The organism is Moraxella nasicaprae (assembly GCF_025643275.1).
Lineage (GTDB): Bacteria > Pseudomonadota > Gammaproteobacteria > Pseudomonadales > Moraxellaceae > Moraxella > Moraxella nasicaprae.
In genome coordinates this window covers 446853-466666 of sequence record NZ_CP089977.1, presented here as the reverse complement: position 1 = coordinate 466666, position 19814 = coordinate 446853, and the positions used below count along the sequence as shown (strand labels likewise).

Here is a 19814-nt window from a genome sequence, read left to right as displayed (position 1 = left end):
AAATAGTCGCCAGTGTCAGCAAACCATCAAAATTGTCGATGAATTGTAAGGCACGAGAATTTAACCTTTTTTAGGAACAATGATGAATCTATTTGAAAAATTAAGCGAATTGGTCACGCCACAAGTATTGGCAGCGACCAGCGATGTGGCAGGTGAACAAGGCGTTAAAGCAAAATTGTTATCTGTATTTTATCCAATTTTTGTGGCTCATTTAACCAAGGGCAATGCTGCCGAGCGTTTGGCATCTTTGGCAAAAGATGATGCCAATTATGGCAAAAATTTGCTTGATGCGGTATTAAATAACGGTAGTACCATCAATCAAACTGCTGACTTGCAAGATAAACTTGCCAAAGAATTTAATCTACCTACCCAATCTGTATCATCATTGTTGAATGCAGCAGCACCTGCTGGTTTGGCAAAAATTCAAGAATTTGCAGGTAATGTTTCTGTGGCTGATTATGCCAAGCAAGCCATCACAGGTTTTAGTGGTGCATTGCCAGCATGGGCAGGTTCACTATTGCCAGCAGGTCTGTTGGCTGGCGGTGCAACTTTGGTTTCAGGTTTTGCTAAGTCTGACGAGTCAGCTGCTGGCTTGGGTAATGCTCACAGCACCACCACAAGCACACAAAGCACGACCAGCGTAGCCGCCCCAGTTGCTGCTGCCGCTGCAACGACCGCAGGCGTAGCTGCTGCCGCTAATGCTACTGCACCAAAAGCTGATGTTGCACCAAAAGCCGAGCAAAAACCAGCCGCTACCCATGTAAATACGGCTGCCACCACAGCTGCTTCTGGCGAGCAAAAAGGTGGATTTTTGAAAAATCTATTGCCAATCATTGGTTTGATTATTTTTGGTGGGTTGGCGTGGCTGTTGCTTCGCAGCTGTCAAGAGAAACCAGCACCAGTTGCTGCTCCTACCGCCAACCAAGAAGCTCAAGCTGATAGCCAAGCGGTTGCAGCGACACCAGCGACTTTGGATTTGCAACTTGATGCACAAGGTCAAGCAGTTGCCAGCTGTGATGCCAAAGTCGGCTCACAAGGCGTTGTTGGCAGTATCAGCACAGCGATTGCGACCGCATTTGGTACTGATGCTTGTAAAGATTTGGGCGTGACAGAAGGTCATGGCGAAACCATGCCAGCTGCCGAGCATTTGCCAGCCTTGTTTGGCTTGATGAAAGGCGTGCCAGAGGCGAAATTGTCTATCGCTGACAAAGTGGTGCGTTTTGGTGCAGGCAGTACTGCTGACACCGCCAAACTGATTGAAGGTGCTAAGGGCATCTTGCCAGCAGATTTTACTGTTGAAGAGTTGCCAGCTGTTGCCGCAGATATGGCAGCAGGCAAAATGCCAGCAGTATTCACCGCATCAACTGATGCCGCTGGTGCTTTGCAAGCGTGTCAAGCCCAAGCAGGTGATGACAGCATTCTTGCATCAATCAAAAACAGCGTTGGCTCACTATTTGCTGGCGATGTATGTCAAGTTGAAGCCAAAGAAAACTTTGGTACTCAATTGATGGCTGCTGACCAGTTGGCAAACATTGTTGGTTTTGTTAAAGGCACACCAAACGCTGCCGTGACTGTGACTGATAAGACTGTTCAATTCTCTGCCCAAGACCCAGCTGCTGCTGCCAAATTGGTAGAAACTGCTAAGGCTGGCTTGCCAAGCGATTATGTGGTTGAGGTTCAGCCTGCATCTGATGCTCAAAATGCTCAACCAGCTACCACCCAACCAGCACAGCAACTAGATCCAGAAGCTGCTGCCAAAGCAGGCAATGAGAGTGCAAAACAAGCTCTAACTGGCTTGGCTGATAACGCCACTGCCGAAGATGTGGTAAAAGCATTGAATATGCAAATCATCAACTTTGCAACCAGCTCAAATGCCATTCCAGCAGAAAATAAAGAAATTCTTGATTTGGCAGTGACCAAATTGACCGCTTTGCCTGATGTGAAGCTATTGATTACAGGTCATACAGACAGCCAAGGTTCTGCTGCTTATAACAAAAAATTGTCAGAATCTCGTGCGACAGCAGTGCGTGATTACCTAGTATCAAAAGGCATTGCAGCTGACCGTTTGAGCACCAAAGGTGCAGGTCCTGACAATCCTGTGGCGAGCAATGACACCGCAGAAGGTCGTTTCCAGAACCGCCGCATCGAATTTAGCGTACAATAATGCTAAATTGGCTTGATTGATATATCTTGCCAAAATCACACCCAGACGGTATGATGACCGTTTGGGTGTTTTATTTTTGGAGCAATGATGGCAAGCGTGATTTTATTTAACAAACCTTACGGTGTGCATAGTCAATTTCGCAAAGAGTTTGCTACGATGGCGACTTTGGCGGATTTTTTTGATGACAAAAGTCTTAGAGTGGCTGGCAGACTGGATAAAGATAGTGAGGGTTTGTTAATTTTGACAAATCACGGTGGATTAAATCATGCCATCACCACGCCGCCAAATGCCAAAAACACCAATCAACGCAGTCAAAAGCACGCCAAAACTTATTTGGTGCAAGTGGAAAACCTGCCCACAGATGAGCAGTTACAACTGCTTAGACAGGGAGTGTTGCTCAAAGATGGCATGACTTTACCAGCCAAAGTGGAGCATATTTTGGAACAAGATTTGCCCATCAAGCTATGGGAGCGTAATCCACCCATCAGGCAGCGTGCCAATATTCCAACTGCTTGGCTAAAAATCAGCATTATGGAGGGTAGAAATCGTCAAGTTCGCCGCATGGTGGCGACAGTTGGCTTGCCGTGTTTAAGGCTGATTCGCTCCCAAGTGGGCGATTGGACACTGGCAAATTTGGCGGTTGGCGAAAGCTGTCGGTTTTACCTAAGTGATGAGCAATTATTGGCGTTGGGCATCAATCCTTGTGATGATAAGCGACATATTGGGCAGAAAAAATCAGCCCTTTATCAAGATAAAACAACCCGACAATCAAAGGCTTACACCAACAAACCATCAACTACCCTGCAAAAAAGACAGGGTAGTCGAGTGATTCGCTACAAAAAGTCAAACGCTAAGATGTGATGCTGCCTAAAAGTTAAATTTAAGCCAAGCATCACCATCGCCTGAGAGTTTGACTTGCTGATGTTGAGTGGGCTTATGTGCCACATAAAAAGTCATCAATTCATCACGGCGAAATGCGTGTACGGTGATGGCTTTTTTATCGTGATTTTGGCGTGTGATGGCATGACTAAGCACCGCCTGACTGGCTTTGATACCATCGATGGCGATGATGATGTCATTGGCAGAAAGACCTGCTAGACTGCCAGCACTATCTCTATGCAACTGTTTGATTTTTATACCAAATTTATTTTCATCAATACTCATACCCCAAGGCTTGGCTGTTGTGCTGATGTCGGTGGTGATGTGTACTTTTGCCAGCATGTCAGCGATGGGCAGTGGTGCTGTGCCAATGACATAGTCTGCATAAAATGATTGCCAGACTTCCTGACCAATCATGGATGAGACCACTTCGCCCATGATTTGGGTGGTCATGCCAAAAAAACCACCAGCATGTTTTGCTTTATCGTAGAAAGTTTTGATGACATCAAACAAGCGGTATTTGCCAGCAGATTGTTCTAGCAAAGTCAAATCCAGCAACAAAGCAACCAATGCTCCTTTGTTATAGTAACTGACGGACTGATTGCTGGAATTTTCGTCAGGTCGATATAGCTTAATCCAAGTATCAAAACTAGATTCAGCAACACTTTGATGATGGCGACCATCTGTTTGTTCATAGCGATTGATTTGGGCTGCTAATAGTTTTAGATAGCTTGACTTATCAATAACACCAGATGCCAATAATATCAAATCATCAATATAAGAGGTAAAGCCCTCAAACACCCATAATAGTGGCGTATAACCCTCTTGTTGCAAATCGTTATCCATCATCACATCAGGACGCACTGATTTGACCCACCAAGCGTGGAAGTATTCATGACTGCACAAACCCAAGAATCGCTGGTAGTCAGCACTTGGTATCTGCGGTTCATTCATCGCTGGCATGTCGGTGCGTGGACTGACCAAGGCGGTGGAATTAAGGTGTTCTAAACCGCCATAATCACTACCTGTTACCATTGTCATAAAGGTATAATCATCAAATGGCACATCGCCCAGCCAAGTGATGTAAGTTTGGCAGATTTTTTGTAAATCTGCTTGCAATCTGGTCAGGTTGGCGTGATGGCGACCTGCCAAAAAGAAGCGATGGCGAATATTTTTGCCTTGATTGTTTGGTGCAAATTCAAACTGCACTTGTGTGCCAATCTCAAAAGGATAGTCGGTATAATCAAAGGCAGGTAGGGCAGGCAGGGTGTATGTGATGCCTTCATCTGTTTGCTTGCTTTGATGAGGCAGACCGCAAGCGATGAGCGTATCGGGATTTTGGTTCAAAAAGCTCTGTGGCACGCTTAGTTGTAGGCTGGCTGTATCTTTATGATGATTTTCCAAAAATAGCAACAAGGAGCTAAAATTACCAAAGATACGAGTGTGGTCGATGAATGCTGTGCGTACTGACAAATCATAGCAATACACCTCATAATGCACTCTGATGTCATCGCCTGTCTTGGCGTGCGTCAGCTCAAAGGTGTTTTTGTTGGTTTTGTTCGCCTTAAAGGTTTGCTGTCCAATTTGATAATACACTGCCGTGATGTGCTTACTAAATTCACGAATCATGTAACTGCCAGCAATCCAAGTGGGCATCCATAGCTTTGGTGCATCCGTTGGTGCGATGAATTGGCATTGTACATCTGCCAAATGTTCATAAAAACGCTGAAAATTGATGAGATAATTCATGTCATACCTGCGTGATTCAATAATTTTCTGTTAGTGTCATTGCTATTTTGATTATCTGTATCAGATTTTATTATGCTTAATCTCATCTCAAAATCAGACAAAAAACTGTTCGCTCTAAGTCGGTCAAAGAGTGGCACGGTTTTTTGTTGGGTTTTTTAAGTTTGTCATAAACAAAAAAACCTTGGCTGGTTTTGAATGGAGTTGAGCATAAAATCCATCTAAACTTTGTCATCATAGCAAATTCGCACCCATAAGCCAAGAGATGGTTATGGCAAATTTTTTGTAATTATTATCCTTTTTGTCAGCTTTTTTGGTATAATGAAATTAACTTTTGCCAAATTTAGCTCACCCAAATAGTTTGCGTGGTGCTTGGTTGGCGTTTTATTAAGGATTTTTTATGACAATCATTGCTAATGATACCGTTGTACAATTTAATTACACCTTGACCAATGCCGAAGGCGAAGTGCTTGACCAATCTCGTGGCGAGCCATTGGCATATTTGCACGGTCATCACAACATTATTCCAGGTCTTGAAAAACAAATGGAAGGCAAGCAAGCGGGCGATAAATTTGTCGCCACCATCGCACCTGCTGACGCTTATGGCGAATATCTTGCCGAAGCGGTTCAAGAAGTGCCTCGTGCAAACTTTCAAGGCGTAGATACCATTGAAGTTGGTATGCAGTTTCAATCACAAACTGATGATGGTCATGTCATGCTAGTTACTGTCAAAGATGTGACTGATGATGTGGTGGTGGTTGACGGCAATCACCCATTGGCTGGTGTTGAGCTGACCTTTGATGTTGAGATTGTAGAAGTGCGTGCAGCAACTGCTGATGAGATTGCTCACGGGCATGCTCACGGTGCTGGCGGTCATCATCACTAATCTGATGCCAATAATCAATCCCAAGCCGTCTGCGGTTTGGGATTTTTTTATGATGAGCGTGATGTTTTGCAAATATTTACAATAAAGTGTATAATTGTTCACTAAAATACTTGATTTTTTTAAGATTTGGGTTTAGGCTTGTACGCTTAACTTTGGTAAGAAAAAAGGCTGACACAATGGGCTTTATTGGCAGACAATTAAAACGCACACAGGCAATCACGGGATTAACAACAACACTCATCAGAGGTTTTGGGGCGGCATATCGTGTTGGTGCATTTGGCGATGAACCACCTAGGGATAAGCTACCGCCACATATTCAGGCATTTTGTCGACAAATGGCAGGTTCATTTGGTGTTCAGGTAGTGCAGGTTGCTCCCATTCCCCAAAGGCATGGTCTATGGGTCAGTAACCATGTGTCATGGCTGGACATTCCTGTGGTGGGTAGTGTGGCTCCTGTATTTTTCTTGTCAAAGGCAGAAATTGGCGAGTGGCCGATTTTTGGACGGCTGGCAAAGGCAGGCGGTACGCTATTCATCAAGCGTGGCTCGGGCGACACAGGCTCTGTATCTGAGCAGATTGCCAAATTCTTGCAGGGTGGGTCTTCGGTGGTGTTTTTTCCAGAGGCGACCACCACAGACGGCAAGCAAATCAAAAAAATCTATGGCAAGCTACTACAAGCCTCGATGGATACAGGATTGCCAATTTGCCCCATGGTCATCGCTTATGTGGATAAAGATGGCAAACTTTCCGATGATGCTGCTTATTATGGCAATCGCACGATGGTTGATAGCCTAAAACGAGTGGCGGATAATGGGCAGATTACCGCTTATGTATTACCGCTTGATGCCATCAATCCTGCCAATAAGACCCAAAAAGAGCTGACTGCCATCTTGCAGTCAGCCATGGAGGAGGGCTTGGCACGACTGCACGCACAAGTGGTAACCGCCTAAATCAAAAAAACGACCGTGATGGGTCGTTTTTTGTGCTGTTTTATTAGCGGATTTCAAAGGCGGTTTGACCTTGTGGCGTTACCTTGAAAATCTGTACTTTAAACAGTACTTCTTGACCTGCCAAGGGGTGATTAAAATCAACTTTGACCTCATCATCACTAACCTCGCTAATCACACCTACCAAAGAATTATTACCCTTATCGGCAAACTCCATCATCATGCCGACCACAGGATTGGGTTCGGATAGGATAAATTGGCTTTTGTTAAAGCACTGTACATTTTCCTGATTCCATTCGCCAAATGCCTGTTCTGGTGGTAGATGGGCGGTGCGAGTGTCACCTGCTTTTAGATTGATGAGTACCTTTTCAAAGCCCTCCAAAAGGCTTTCATCGCCAATGGTAAGACTGACGGGAGTATCTCTGCCAAAAGTAGAATCAATCACCGTGCCGTTGGGTAGGCTGACTTCAAAATGCAGGCTGACGGTACTGCCATCTGTGATGCGAATCTCTTCGCTGGGTAAAATAGGGCTATTCATAAATATTCTTTGGATTATAAAATATTGATTAAGATTTGATGGCGACTAAATGGTGGTTTGGTTGCGTCTTTTTTCTAAAAATAACATGTCAAATAGCACCAGCACCATACCAATACTGATGCCAATATCCGCCACATTAAACACAGGATAATGCCAAACATCGTACCAATGAATATGAATAAAATCAATCACATAGCCATATAACAAACGGTCAATGACATTACCAATCGCTCCGCCTAGCACCAAAGCAAGCCCCAACGCTAGGACTTTGGCACTTTTGGGGATTTTGCGTAAATAATAGACAATAAAGGCGGATACGGCAATGCCCAAAAGAGCAAAAAAGTACTTTTGCCAACCGCCTTGATTGGCAAGAAAACTAAACGCCGCCCCGCGATTATATGCCAAAGTCCAATTAAAAAACGGTTCAATGACAGGCACAGAAGTGTATTCTACTTTTAACCAGTTTTGAAAGCCAATTTTGCTGACTTGGTCAAAAATTAAAACAATTAAGCCAATGATATAATAAATAAAGGCAGATTTGCCGTTTAATTTTGGCTTGGAGGTGTGTTGGGTATTAGGGGTGTTTTGGGTCATAATTTATTTCTTAACAGGTTAAATTGTCGGGTGGTGTAACGACCATATTTGGGTATCGTGCTTTAAATGGTGCGTATTACATGCCTTACACCTTGCTGACTATTTTCTTTGAATGACATCGGCCACTTCATCGAGCACTTGACGACTTTCTGGTAAAAAAGTCGCCCCCATAAAAACATGAAATCCATCTTGATAGATTTTTGTTTGACAAGAGGTGTTGGTTGTTTTGATTTTTTCATCAAATTTTTTGACATCAGCCAAGAAGATGTCTGCTGTACCCTGATAAATATACAAAGCAGGCAAATCAGTTAATTCATCATATATTGGGCTAATCAGTGGGTCGGTGGTTGCTCGCTCTTTTGCCCATTGTTTACCACACCAAATCAAACCATCGGCAGCCAGCATGATGTCATCTTTTTCTAATGCCTTAATGCCAGGATTGGTCATGGTAACATCCAGCCAAGGCGAGAATAAGAATACGGATTTTGGCAAAGGTTTGTGCTGATTGCGTAAATAAATGGTGAATGCCAACGAAAAGCCAGCCCCAGCCGAATCGCCTGCGATAAAGCAATCATTTTTGCCATAAATTTCATATATGTTCAAAATAAAAGGCAATTCATCATCAAAAGAGCTTCTGGGAGCGAGCCAATATATCGGTACGATAACGCAACAATCAGCTTTTTTGATTAAATATTCAATCATATCCCAATGCGGCTTAATCAAATCATTGACATAAGCTCCACCGTGAATATAAATCAATCTTGGCTGTGTGTCATTCTTTTGGTTTAAAACAATAACTTCTCTGTTGTCCACATAATCAATCTTGATACGACTAAGTTTTTTTAATGTCTTTGTGATATCTGCTCTTGGTGTATTAAAAGAGCGTTTTTGTTTGATTGTTTCTGCCGAAATAAACGCATTGCCCATCAATAGGCTTAATGCTTTTTTGGTCAGTTTTAAACGCTTTGACATAAATATTCACCAAAGAATAACGATTTTTTTGTGTGATTGCCCACCGCCATAAAAATCATCAACAACATCTGCCCAGACACAGCAATCTTGTTTGGGGTGGTAAATTTGACCCAAATCAGACGCAGTATTTTTATCAACGATTTAAGAATGGTTTTACAAACGGTGCATAAGCATGCCTAATGCACCGTTTCTTCTGATTAAATTAGGCAAATTGACGGCGTTCGCCATGACCAAAGGCATTTTCCACACATCTTGGGCAAAGCTCTGGATGTTCTGTATGGCTACCCACGGTTGGCAAAATATGCCAGCAACGCACGCATTTTTCGCCATCGGCAGGACTGATATCGACCACAAATTCTGTGCCAGCTTGCACAATGGTCTGACTGCTGATGAAGACAAAACGCAGCTCATCGCCCAGTTTGCCCAAAATATCTGCCAATTCTTTTGGTGCAGTGATGACAACTTTGGCGGTCAAATTACTGCTGACAACTTTGGCGGTACGAGCTTCTTCAATAGATTTGTTTACAGTGTCTTTGATGGTGATGATGGTGTGCCAATCTTCAACTGTGATGGCATCGCTAATGACTGGTAGCTTGTACCATTCTTGGGTAAAAATGTAGCCATCAGTACCTTTAAGCACTTGCCACGCCTCTTGTGCCGTGAATGACAAAATTGGTGCAATCCAGCGAAGTAGGGCGTGAGCAATGTGATAAATGGCGGTCTGTGCTGAGCGACGAGGCTGACCATCTGACTTGGTGGTATAGGTGCGGTCTTTGATGATGTCTAGATAAAAACCACCCAAATCTTGTGAGCAATAATCCATCACTGCCTGACACACCTGATGAAAATCCATCTCATTGTAGGCGGCGATGATGCTGTCTTGTACGGTCTTGGTACGATTAAGGATAAATTTATCTAGGCTAACCAATTCATCGTCAGCAACCATGTCCTTTTGCGGGTCAAAATCGTCCGTATTGGCAAGCAAAAAGCGAAGAGTGTTACGAATACGGCGGTACATATCGCTAACACGGTCAAAGCCTTCTTTGCTGACTGCCATTTCATAGCGGTAATCGCTACTTGCCACCCATAGACGCACAATGTCAATGCCATATTTATTGGCAAGCTCGGCAGGTTCAAAGCCTTTGGTATTGCCCTTAGATTTAGAAAGTTTATAGCCTTTGGCATCTACCGTAAAGCCGTGTGTCAAAACTTGTTTGTAGGGCGGACGACCATACACACTTTCTGCCACCAAAAGCGATGACTGGAACCAACCACGATGTTGGTCGCTGCCTTCTAAGTATAAGTCAGCAGGGCTGTCCAGTTCTGCACGGCTGCCCAGTACAGCAAAGTTGGTTGCTCCACTATCAAACCAAACATCTAGCGTGTCGGTGCATTTTTGATAATCGTTAGCATCATCACCAATGAATTGGCTAGCATCGGCATCAAACCACGCCTCAACACCGCCTTGCTCAATCAGCTTGGCAGCCTGTTCCATCAGTTCACTGGTGCGTGGATGTAGTTCGCCTGAATCTTTATGGATAAAGAAAGTAATCGGCACACCCCAAGTGCGTTGGCGAGAAATACACCAATCAGGACGACCGTTCATCATTGATTCGATGCGGTTTTGTCCCCATGCTGGTGTCCAAGTAACCTTGCTAATGTCAGCCAATGCTTGTTCACGCAGACCTTGCGTTTCCATGCTGATGAACCATTGTGGTGTGGCACGAAAGATAATCGGTGTCTTGTGTCGCCAGCAATGCGGATAGCTATGGCGAATTTTGTTATGAGCCAGTAGATGACCGCTTGCTTGCAAGGTTTCGATGATTTTTGGCTGTGCTTTATAGATATGCTCGCCCACAAAGACTTTGGCCTCTGGTAAATATACACCATTACCGCCCACAGGATTTTCGGTGGGTAGGTTGTAGAGTTTACCAACATTGTAGTCGTCCACACCGTGAGCAGGGGCGGTATGCACAAGACCAGTACCGCTATCGGCAGTCACGTGCTCGCCTGTGATGATGGGTACTTGACGCTCGGCAATCAAAGGGTGTTGGGCATTTAGGGCGGTGAATTCATTGCCCTTAATGGTTGCGATAAGCTCGTAATTTTCCAAATGGGTATTTTTGGCAAAGTCGTCTTTTAGACTTTCGGCAATGATAAAATACCCTTTTTCACTTTTGACAATCACATAATCAAGCTCAGAGTGAACAGAAATGGCTTGGTTGGCAGGGAGTGTCCAAGGGGTCGTTGTCCAAATCACTGCTTGTAATTTGCCGTCCAAATGGGCAGTGTGTGCCAAACTTTCACGATTAACAATATCAAAGCCCACATAGATGGCATCAGAGGTTTTATCTTCGTATTCCACTTCGGCTTCGGCAAGGGCAGAGCCACAGTCCAAGCACCAATTCACAGGCTTCATGCCACGAGTGATGTGTCCGTTGTCATAGATTTTGGCAAGGGCTCGCACGGTGTCAGCTTCTTGCCCAAAATTCATGGTCAAATAGGGGTTTTCCCAATCGCCCAGCACGCCAAGTCGCTTAAAATCTGCCTTTTGTAGTTCAATCTGGCTTTTGGCGTAGTCTCGACACGCCTTTCTAAATTCTGTGGCACTGATGATGCGACCGTCTTTTTCTTGACCAACTTTACCTAAGATGCCTTCTACTTTTTGTTCGATTGGCAAACCGTGACAGTCCCAACCTGGCACATAAGGAGCATCATAGCCGTCTAGGGTTTTGTATTTGATGATGATGTCTTTTAGGACTTTATTGACTACATGACCCAAGTGAATCTGACCGTTGGCATAGGGAGGGCCATCGTGCAGTGTGTATTTTTTTTGACCTTGACGAGCTTGTCTGATTTGTCCATAAACATCGTCTTTTTGCCATTGTTCCAACCAAGCAGGCTCTCTTTTGGCAAGATCGCCACGCATTGGAAAGGCGGTATCGGCAAGGTTTAGCGTATTTTTATAGTCAGTAGCTTGGCTCATGATGCGGCTCTTTTGATAACGGATTAAACCACTAATTATAGCCCAAAATGACTGATTGATAAAGGTTTATTCAGATAAATTGGACGAAATTTGTGAGCATTAAGGATAAAGTGTTTGACTTAACGAGTTGGTTTTGCTAGATTGCTGGTGTATTTGGACGATTTTTCAACAAAACAAGCTGGAAGCTTGACCGATGTTTTTACCACTCACGCCACCTTAACCCATTTTCCTTAACCTTTATCAATCTTATTAAGATTGGTAAGGGATTTTTATTGTCAAAATTTTACAATTTAAGGAAAATCCAATGCGTGATGTTTATTTATTATTAAACCGCCATTATCTTTTGGCAAGTATTTTTATTATCATTCAACAGCTGATTGTTGCAAGTAGTACTTATTTTATCGCAAAATTGGGCGAACAATTTGGCAATGGTGTGTTAAATAGCCAATTTATTATTGCCTTTATTGTTTCGCTGATTATCGTTTATATTCCTGCTTATTTTTCTATCATTTATTTGGAAAAAGGCAAATATCGTGCTTGGCAAGATTATATCAAGGCGTTTGATACTCACTTTTTGGGCAAGGCAACTTTATTTAATAACCAAACCCAAAAACAAACCACCACCGCCCTATTAAGTCAAGAAAGCAAAGATACCATTGATGATTTTAGTAATATCATCTTTGATTTATTCTCTTTATTATTAAATGTCCTGCTTAATATTGGGGTTATTGCTTTCGTATTGGATACTCGTATTTTATGGGCGTATGGCATTGGAATGGCATTGTCATTTTTATTGATTTATTATTTAAATTGTTATATTGATGACAAAGCCACCACCGCCCAAAATACCCGCCTAAGCTTAATTGGTATTTTGCACCACAGCTGGGATAATATTATCTTAAATAACCACTATAATTATCATTTATTTAGCAATCAAACAGACAAGCAATTTATCAAAACCACCCATACCAATCTATCTGCCGAAAAGATAAGATATGTCAGTGCCACCATTGCTATGCTGATTTTGATGATACCTGTTTTGGGTGTGTCTTTATATTTATTTAAACAAAACTGGCATAATAATGCAGTATTGGCGGTATTGATTGCTACTTTGCCAAGACAAATTCAGCTTTTACAAATGTGCTATACTTTGATTAGTTATAATGTTGGTCTTGCAATGATAAAAGCAAGAATCAATGGGTTATTTACCATTTTTAAAGACAATCATCAAGATTTAACACCCTTTATTCAATATGATAAAATCAGTATAAAACAAACCAATTTACCCTTTGATAAAGACACTTTACCCAAAACAGGTAGAATGACTTTAATTGGGCAAAATGGCGTGGGCAAATCGTCATTATTATTACAATTAAAAGAACACTTTGGCGATAAGGCATATTATCTACCAGCCAAACATTCTTTATGCTTTGCCAATACGATGTCTTATCAAGGTTCATCAGGACAACAATTATTAAGCCAATTAGATGAATTAAGCAAAGTGGCATCTGATGATATTAAAGTTCTATTATTGGACGAATGGGATGCTCATTTGGACAAAAATAATATGGCGATGGTTGATGAAAAGTTAATCAAACTTGCCAACCAATTCTTAGTCATTGAAATACGACATCGTTAAAATAATAAAGCCATTAACTTTATATAGTTAAGTTAATGGCTTTATTGCTGTTGATTGCTATCGAATAACACCATCTACTTAATGTCCTTAAAAGTCATATATAGATTTCTGATGTATGCTAACTGATTTTTTTTTGCAGTCAATAAGGCTTGGCGTGCAACTTAAAAATATTTTTTGCAAAAATTATGATAAATTTTTTACAAAAAACCAACGATTTATTGTATAATGCTCCGATTTTGTTTTTTAAAAGTGTATTTGGATAATAAGAAAGAAGGTGAATCATGAGCTGGTTTCCAAAATGGCAGGCGTATCGGGGTGACATTAACACCCAGCCTGTCGCTACTAACGAATATCTACCACCTGCCCAAAGTATCATGCTTGGTTTACAGCATGTGCTGGCGATGTTTGGGGCGACGGTGCTTGCGCCATTGTTGATGGGTTTTGATGCCAACCTTGCCATCATGATGAGTGGTGTTTGCACCATTTTATTTTTCTTGATGACAGGCGGGCGTGTGCCTAGCTATCTTGGCTCGTCATTTGCTTTCATTGGTGTGGTGGCGGCAGCGACGGCTCATGCCACAGGTTCTGGGGCAAATCCCAATCTTTCGGTGGCATTGGGCGGTATCATTGCTTGCGGTATCTTGTATGCAGTGATTGGTCTGATTGTGATGGCAACAGGCACCAAATGGATTGAAAAACTCATGCCACCTGTCGTGACTGGTGCGGTGGTGATGATTATTGGTCTAAACCTTGCCCCTGTAACGGTTTCTGGCGTGCAAGGCAAACCTTTTGAACTGCTGATGGCATTGGTGACAGTGCTGTGTATGGGTATGATTGCGGTATTTAGTCGTGGCTTTATGCAAAGATTGTTACTGCTTTTGGGTCTGATTTTGGCTTATGTGATTTATGCCATCGTTGCAAACAGATTTGGCATGGGCAAGCCGATTGACTTTGGTCTGATTGCTGATGCTGCTTGGTTTGGTTTGCCAAATTTTAGTAGCCCAACTTTTGATGCCAATGCGATGCTCATCATTGCTCCTGTTGCTTTTATCTTGGTTGCCGAAAATCTAGGACATATTAAGGCTGTTGGGGCAATGACGGGCGAAAACCTCACCCCACAGCTTGGTAAGGCGTTCTTTGCAGATGGCGTGGCGACAGCTTTGTCAGCAGGCGTGGGCGGTACTGGCATGACCACTTATGGCGAAAATATTGGCGTGATGGCAGTAACTCGTGTGTACTCGACCATTATTTTTGTGATTGCTGGTGTGTTTGCGATGGTGCTGGGTTTCTCGCCAAAATTTGGGGCGATGATTCAGACCATTCCAAGTCCTGTGCTAACAGGGGCATCGATTGTGGTCTTTGGTTTGATTACCATTGCTGGGGCGAAAATCTGGATTGATAATAAAGTGAATTTTGCCAGCAATAAAAATCTCATGGTTGCTGCCATTACCATTATTTTGGGTACAGGCGACTTTGGTTTGATGATTGGTAGTTTTAACTTGGGTGGTATTGGTACGGCAACTTTTGCGGCAATTTTCTTGCATTGGTTTTTAAGCCTTGGCGAAAAATCAAATGGCGATATTGACACACAGGCTCATTGATTTTCATCAAAAAAATCACTTTATCATCAGGTTTTGATGATAAGCTGGCTTGTATTGATATAAATTGCGTGATTGTTACCAAAAAATGACTTATAATACAGCCTGTAAGCATTTTGTTAATAACAAGGGAATGATGGCTTTGTCTATCATTCCTTACTTTTTGGGCTAAGGTTTAAAAAATATACAGCAAACAACATCGCTCATGCTGACTAATATCAAACCGTCATCATGTCAAACCTTCGATTGATGATTGGGGTTGGGCGATTAAATTTGGTCTGACATACTTTTTTTAAACCTTCTGCTTTTGGAAAAACATTGTTTTGGAAGACATTGTATGTATGAAAATCCATTAAGTTGCGTTGCTAAGCCTGACTTTGAGCAAGCGTTAAGCTGTGCGGTGGACGCATTTAACGCCCCAATGTGGGATATTTTGATTTGGGTGCTGATTGGTGCTGGACTGTTTTTTACTTTGGCATCTGGCTTGGTTCAATTTCGCCTATTTGGGCATAGCGTCAAGACAATGCTGGGTAGCCGTAAAAATCAAGACAGTAGCGAGGGCATTTCTGGCTTTCAGGCATTCGTGACTGGCTTGGCTAGTCGTGTTGGTGTGGGTAATGTCGCAGGTGTCGCGATTGCCATTGGTGTCGGTGGTGCTGGTGCGGTATTTTGGATGTGGCTGATTGCGTTGATTGGTATGTCATCAGCATTGGTTGAGTCCACTCTGGCACAGTTGTTCAAGGTTAAAGATACTCAAACAGGACAGTTTCGTGGTGGTCCTGCTTATTATATCGAGCAGGGTCTGGGACAAAAATGGCTGGGTCTGCTTTTTGCTTTGTCATTGATTGTGTGCTTTGGCTTTGTGTATCAATCGATTCAGGCGAACACCATCACGCAAGCGGTGCAGTCGGCTGTTGGCTGTACCATTGATGGCGATGCTTGTCATGAAGATTGGATTATTTATAAGCATGTGGTTGGGGCGATTTTGGTGGTGCTAACTGCTCCGATTATCTTTGGTGGCATTCGCCGTGTGGCAAAGATTGCTGAGGTGATTGTACCTGTGATGGCACTGATTTATCTAGTGGTTGCAGGTGTCATCATTGTGATGAATATTGCCCAAGTGCCTGCGGTGCTTGCTCTAATTTTCCAAAAAGCATTCACTTTTGAAGCGGCAGGCGGTGGTCTGTTTGGTTCGATGGTATCAATAGCGATGATGCAGGGCATCAAGCGTGGTCTGTATTCAAACGAAGCAGGTCAAGGCTCAGCACCGAATGCCGCTGCTGCTGCCAATGTCAAGCACCCAGTTGAACAAGGTTTGATTCAGATGCTTGGGGTATTTGTGGATACCATCATCGTTTGTTCATTCACTGCGTTTATCATTCTGCTGGCTCAACTGCCAGAAAATGCCGCCAATCTATCAGGCATTCAGCTAACCCAAGCGGCACTTGCCAGCCATGTGGGACAGTGGGGTCAGTATTTCTTGGCGGTGGTGCTGTTCATGTTTGCTTTCTCAACCATCATTGGCAACTACGCCTATGCCGAATCAAACATTCAATTTTTAAAAGAAAATACAGCTCTTTTGACCATTTTTAGAATGATTGTGCTGGCGTTCGTCTATTTTGGGGCGATTGCCAAAGTTGATGTGGTGTGGAACATGGGCGATTTGACGATGGCGACAATGGCGTTTATTAACTTATTTGCCATCTTGCTGATGTCAGGCTATGCGTTTACTTTGGTCAAAGATTATCAAAGTCAGCTAAAAGCAGGCATTGCCAAGCCTGAATTTAAGATTGATAATTATCCAAAAATGAAACAAAAAGTGCGTTCAGATGTTTGGTAATCATTCTTAACCCAAAAAACGGTCGTCAATTTTTGATGACCGTTTTTTTTGATGTATTGTTCATAAAAAAAGCACCAAAACCAGTGTTTTGATGCTTAAAATCATCATCAGATTAGCGTTCCAGATACTGGATTTTACCGCTAACACCGTCCCATTTTGCGTGGTCTGGCATGGCGTCTTTTTTCTCGGTGATGTTTGCCCAAGTTTGTGACAATTCTTCATTGATTTTGATGAATTCTTCTTGACCTGCTGGAATCTCATCTTCGCTAAAAATAGCATTAGCAGGACATTCAGGTTCGCATAACGCACAGTCGATGCACTCGTCAGGATTGATGACCAAAAAATTTGGGCCTTCGTAGAAGCAATCTACTGGGCAGACTTCGACACAGTCGGTGTATTTGCATAAAATGCAGTTGTCGGTTACAACAAAAGTCATGATAATACCTTGGCTAAATGGCTGGTTTATAATAGTGATAAAACGCTTGGGCTTATTTTTTTGGGCAACGCATCATCGCTTTGCCAAAAGTGTCTATATTTTAGCTTGTTTGACAAATTTTCTCAAACAAAACCCATCATTTTATTATGCCAAAATAGAAAAAATGTGTGCCAAAATATAAAAAATCCCTCATAACTGATAGTGATAATTATTTATCAGACATCATCAGTGATGAGGGGTTAGCTTGTAGGGATAACTAACTGGCTAAACAATCATAGCGTTGAGTTTGGTTCTCGACCAAATGACTCTTGTACCGCTTGATGCAAGGCGTTCTTTTGGGCTTCTTTGGCGATGTTGTAGCACTCGTCAATGTGGTCAAAAGCGATTTTCTTAAAAATCATATAACCCAAAGTTGCTGCCACCATAGAGCCACCCATCGGAATGTATTTTGAGACTTGCTTACCAATGAAACGACCGCCAAAGCCTTGAATGGTTTTATTGACGACACCACGAGTTACCACAAGGCTACCCATCGCAATAATGCGTTCTTTGATGTTTTCTTCTCGTTGGCTTTCGGTTTGCTCATCAGACAAACCAAATCGCTGGGTAATCTGTGGTAATAGTTTAGACAGCATCACAACATCAACCGCCACATCTAAAAATGGCACGGGAATAACCGCAGCACCTGCCGAGATTTTGGCTCGTTGTTTGGCAAGGTTTTGGCATTCGTGGCGAATTTGTTCTAGATTTAGTGTTGGGTCAATGTGATTTACAACTGGTTTGTTGATGTTCATGATTAAAACTCCTATTTCACTTTTTCATCAATCATTAAATTTATCTGGATACTTTATAGCATATTGGGGGAATTTTGCAAAAATTGCAAGCATGACACCCCAATGTTTTGTATGCTTTATGTAGAGCGATGATGCCAGTGTTGCTTAGTGGCGAAGCTGTCTTGGACGAAATCCTGTCGCCAGCAGTGCCAAACCGTAGATGGACGCTCCTAGAATACAAATGCCCAGCAAGATGGCAATTTTTAGCCAAAGACTACCATCAAGAGGATAGTAAGGTATGGCAATATATAGAGCAATCATCATCGCTGTGCTGGCAATGATGAATTGGGCGAACATTTTTTTCCAATGACTGCCAAAGCTAAAAATCGCTCGCTTTTGCAGAATATAGTAGAGCAGACCAGCATTGACAAAACTTGCCATCGTGGTTGCCAAAGCCAGACCACCGTGTAAAGGGAGCTTGGCAAGATAGAATATACCAACAAATACCACGCTAAAAATCATGTTGCAAACAACAGAGATGATGCCGACTTTGACAGGGGTTTTGGTGTCTTGATTGGCAAAGAATGCAGGGGCAAAAATCTTGATGAGCATGAAACCCAAGATTCCCCCAGATAAAGATTTTAGGGCAAGACCGCTCATCAAGGCATCTTGATGGCTAAATTTGCCACGCACAAATAAAGCGTCCATCAACACATCAGACAACGCAAACATGGCAAGACTGGCTGGCAATCCCACCAAAATAATCAGACGAGCCGCCCAGTCCATGGTTTTTTTGAAGGTTTCATCATCGGATTTGGCACGACTAGACGATAAGCTGGGCAAAATCACCGTGCCAATCGCCACGCCAATCAACCCTAAGGGCAGTTCGCTAAGGCGTTCAGCAGAGTACATCCACGACATAGAGCCTTTGACCATAAAAGAGGCAAAAATCGTGCTAAGCAATAGATTTAGCTGAGTGACCGACACACCAAAAATCGCAGGCAACATCATGGCTAGAATACGGCGAACACCCTCGTGGTGAAAGTCGAATTTTGGTGCAACCAAGAGCTTTTGTTGCCAAAGTTGGGGCAGTTGGATGAGTAGCTGTAATAGACCTGCCACCGCCACCGCATAGCCCAACGCCATGATTGGCTTATCCAGCAGCGGTGCAATCACCAATGACGCCACAATCATACAGACATTGAGCAAAACTGGTGCAAAGGCAGGAGCGGCAAAGCGTCCATAACTTTGCAAAATGCTACCAAAAAATGCCGTCATCGAAATAAAAAATAAATATGGAAAAGTGATGCGAAGTAAGTCAGTAGCGGCGGCAAATTGGGCAGGGTCATTCATAAACCCAGGGGAAAATAGACGCATCACCCAAGGGGCAATGGCGATGACCACTACTGTCAAAGCCAGCAATGCCAACGATAATACACCTGACACCTGACTGATGAGCAGTTGAACTTCGTTGAAAGTCTTTTTTTCTTTATATTCGGTTAAGATGGGAACAAAGGCTTGGCTAAATGCTCCTTCGGCAAATAAACGGCGTAAAAAATTAGGAATTTTAAAAGCGACCACAAAAGCGTCCATCAAAGTGCCAGCACCAAAGACACTCATCTGCACCATGTCTCGCACCAATCCTAAAATACGAGAGAGCATGGTCATTGAGCTGACGGTCATGGTGGAACGAAAAAGCCGAGATTTTGCCATAATAATTTAAATCTTAAATCAAAAAAGAGATATTGTACTTGGTTTTATGGATAATTGCCCAAAAATTTGTTACCAAATTATGACAACAAAATCCATTGGGTGG

The 19814-nt window shown here is 42.8% G+C and carries 15 protein-coding genes; 7 read left to right on the top strand and 8 right to left on the bottom strand.

Annotated features, from left to right (window positions below):
* The first annotated feature begins 82 nt into the window (after window positions 1-82).
* Window positions 83-2164, top strand: a complete 2082-nt coding sequence (locus tag LU297_RS02025) for an OmpA family protein (RefSeq protein ID WP_263076752.1) — start codon at window positions 83-85, stop codon at window positions 2162-2164.
* Between the two features lie 87 nt (window positions 2165-2251).
* The gene (locus tag LU297_RS02020) at window positions 2252-3025 is read left to right on the top strand and encodes a pseudouridine synthase (protein ID WP_263076751.1); all 774 of its coding nucleotides are present in this window, start codon (window positions 2252-2254) and stop codon (window positions 3023-3025) included.
* Between the two features lie 6 nt (window positions 3026-3031).
* Here the strand turns inward: LU297_RS02020 and LU297_RS02015 are convergent, their stop codons facing one another.
* Window positions 3032-4792: a M61 family metallopeptidase gene (locus LU297_RS02015; RefSeq protein WP_263076750.1), complete on the bottom strand. Its 1761-nt coding sequence runs from the start codon at window positions 4790-4792 to the stop codon at window positions 3032-3034.
* A 397-nt stretch (window positions 4793-5189) separates the two neighbouring features.
* Here LU297_RS02015 and LU297_RS02010 point away from each other — a divergent pair, with 397 nt between their 5' ends.
* The gene (locus tag LU297_RS02010) at window positions 5190-5675 is read left to right on the top strand and encodes an FKBP-type peptidyl-prolyl cis-trans isomerase (RefSeq protein WP_263076749.1); all 486 of its coding nucleotides are present in this window, start codon (window positions 5190-5192) and stop codon (window positions 5673-5675) included.
* Window positions 5676-5851: 176 nt separating this feature from the next.
* On the top strand, window positions 5852-6625 hold the full coding sequence (locus LU297_RS02005) for a lysophospholipid acyltransferase family protein (RefSeq protein WP_263076748.1): 774 nt from the start codon (window positions 5852-5854) through the stop codon (window positions 6623-6625).
* 43 nt (window positions 6626-6668) lie between these two features.
* Here LU297_RS02005 and LU297_RS02000 read toward each other — a convergent pair whose 3' ends face one another.
* The 4 genes from LU297_RS02000 to ileS form a co-directional block, all read right to left on the bottom strand.
* Window positions 6669-7160 (bottom strand): FKBP-type peptidyl-prolyl cis-trans isomerase, encoded by a 492-nt coding sequence (locus LU297_RS02000; protein WP_263076747.1) that lies wholly within the window; start codon window positions 7158-7160, stop codon window positions 6669-6671.
* Window positions 7161-7205: 45 nt separating this feature from the next.
* Window positions 7206-7754, bottom strand: coding sequence for a signal peptidase II (gene lspA / locus LU297_RS01995; protein WP_263076746.1), 549 nt, complete (start codon window positions 7752-7754; stop codon window positions 7206-7208).
* 99 nt (window positions 7755-7853) lie between these two features.
* A complete protein-coding gene (locus LU297_RS01990) occupies window positions 7854-8726 on the bottom strand; it encodes an alpha/beta hydrolase (protein WP_263076745.1) in 873 nt (290 codons plus the stop codon).
* Between the two features lie 202 nt (window positions 8727-8928).
* Window positions 8929-11712: an isoleucine--tRNA ligase gene (ileS, locus tag LU297_RS01985; RefSeq protein ID WP_263076744.1), complete on the bottom strand. Its 2784-nt coding sequence runs from the start codon at window positions 11710-11712 to the stop codon at window positions 8929-8931.
* Window positions 11713-12016: 304 nt separating this feature from the next.
* Between ileS and LU297_RS01980 the strand changes: the two genes are divergently transcribed.
* The 3 genes from LU297_RS01980 (at window position 12017) to LU297_RS01970 (ending at window position 16789) form a co-directional block, all read left to right on the top strand.
* Entirely contained in the window at window positions 12017-13351 is a 1335-nt protein-coding gene (locus LU297_RS01980; protein WP_263076743.1) for an ATP-binding cassette domain-containing protein, read from the top strand.
* Window positions 13352-13629: 278 nt separating this feature from the next.
* Window positions 13630-14952, top strand: coding sequence for a solute carrier family 23 protein (locus LU297_RS01975; protein WP_263077308.1), 1323 nt, complete (start codon window positions 13630-13632; stop codon window positions 14950-14952).
* A 334-nt stretch (window positions 14953-15286) separates the two neighbouring features.
* A complete protein-coding gene (locus LU297_RS01970; RefSeq protein ID WP_490713783.1) occupies window positions 15287-16789 on the top strand; it encodes an alanine/glycine:cation symporter family protein in 1503 nt (500 codons plus the stop codon).
* 112 nt (window positions 16790-16901) lie between these two features.
* Here LU297_RS01970 and fdxA read toward each other — a convergent pair whose 3' ends face one another.
* The 3 genes from fdxA to murJ form a co-directional block, all read right to left on the bottom strand.
* Window positions 16902-17225 carry a ferredoxin FdxA gene (fdxA, locus tag LU297_RS01965; RefSeq protein ID WP_263076742.1) on the bottom strand — a complete coding sequence of 108 codons (324 nt, stop codon included), beginning with the start codon at window positions 17223-17225 and terminating at the stop codon, window positions 16902-16904.
* 272 nt (window positions 17226-17497) lie between these two features.
* Window positions 17498-18019: a hypothetical protein gene (locus tag LU297_RS01960; RefSeq protein WP_263076741.1), complete on the bottom strand. Its 522-nt coding sequence runs from the start codon at window positions 18017-18019 to the stop codon at window positions 17498-17500.
* Between the two features lie 144 nt (window positions 18020-18163).
* Window positions 18164-19711 carry a murein biosynthesis integral membrane protein MurJ gene (gene murJ / locus LU297_RS01955; RefSeq protein WP_263076740.1) on the bottom strand — a complete coding sequence of 516 codons (1548 nt, stop codon included), beginning with the start codon at window positions 19709-19711 and terminating at the stop codon, window positions 18164-18166.
* Window positions 19712-19814 lie beyond the last annotated feature (103 nt).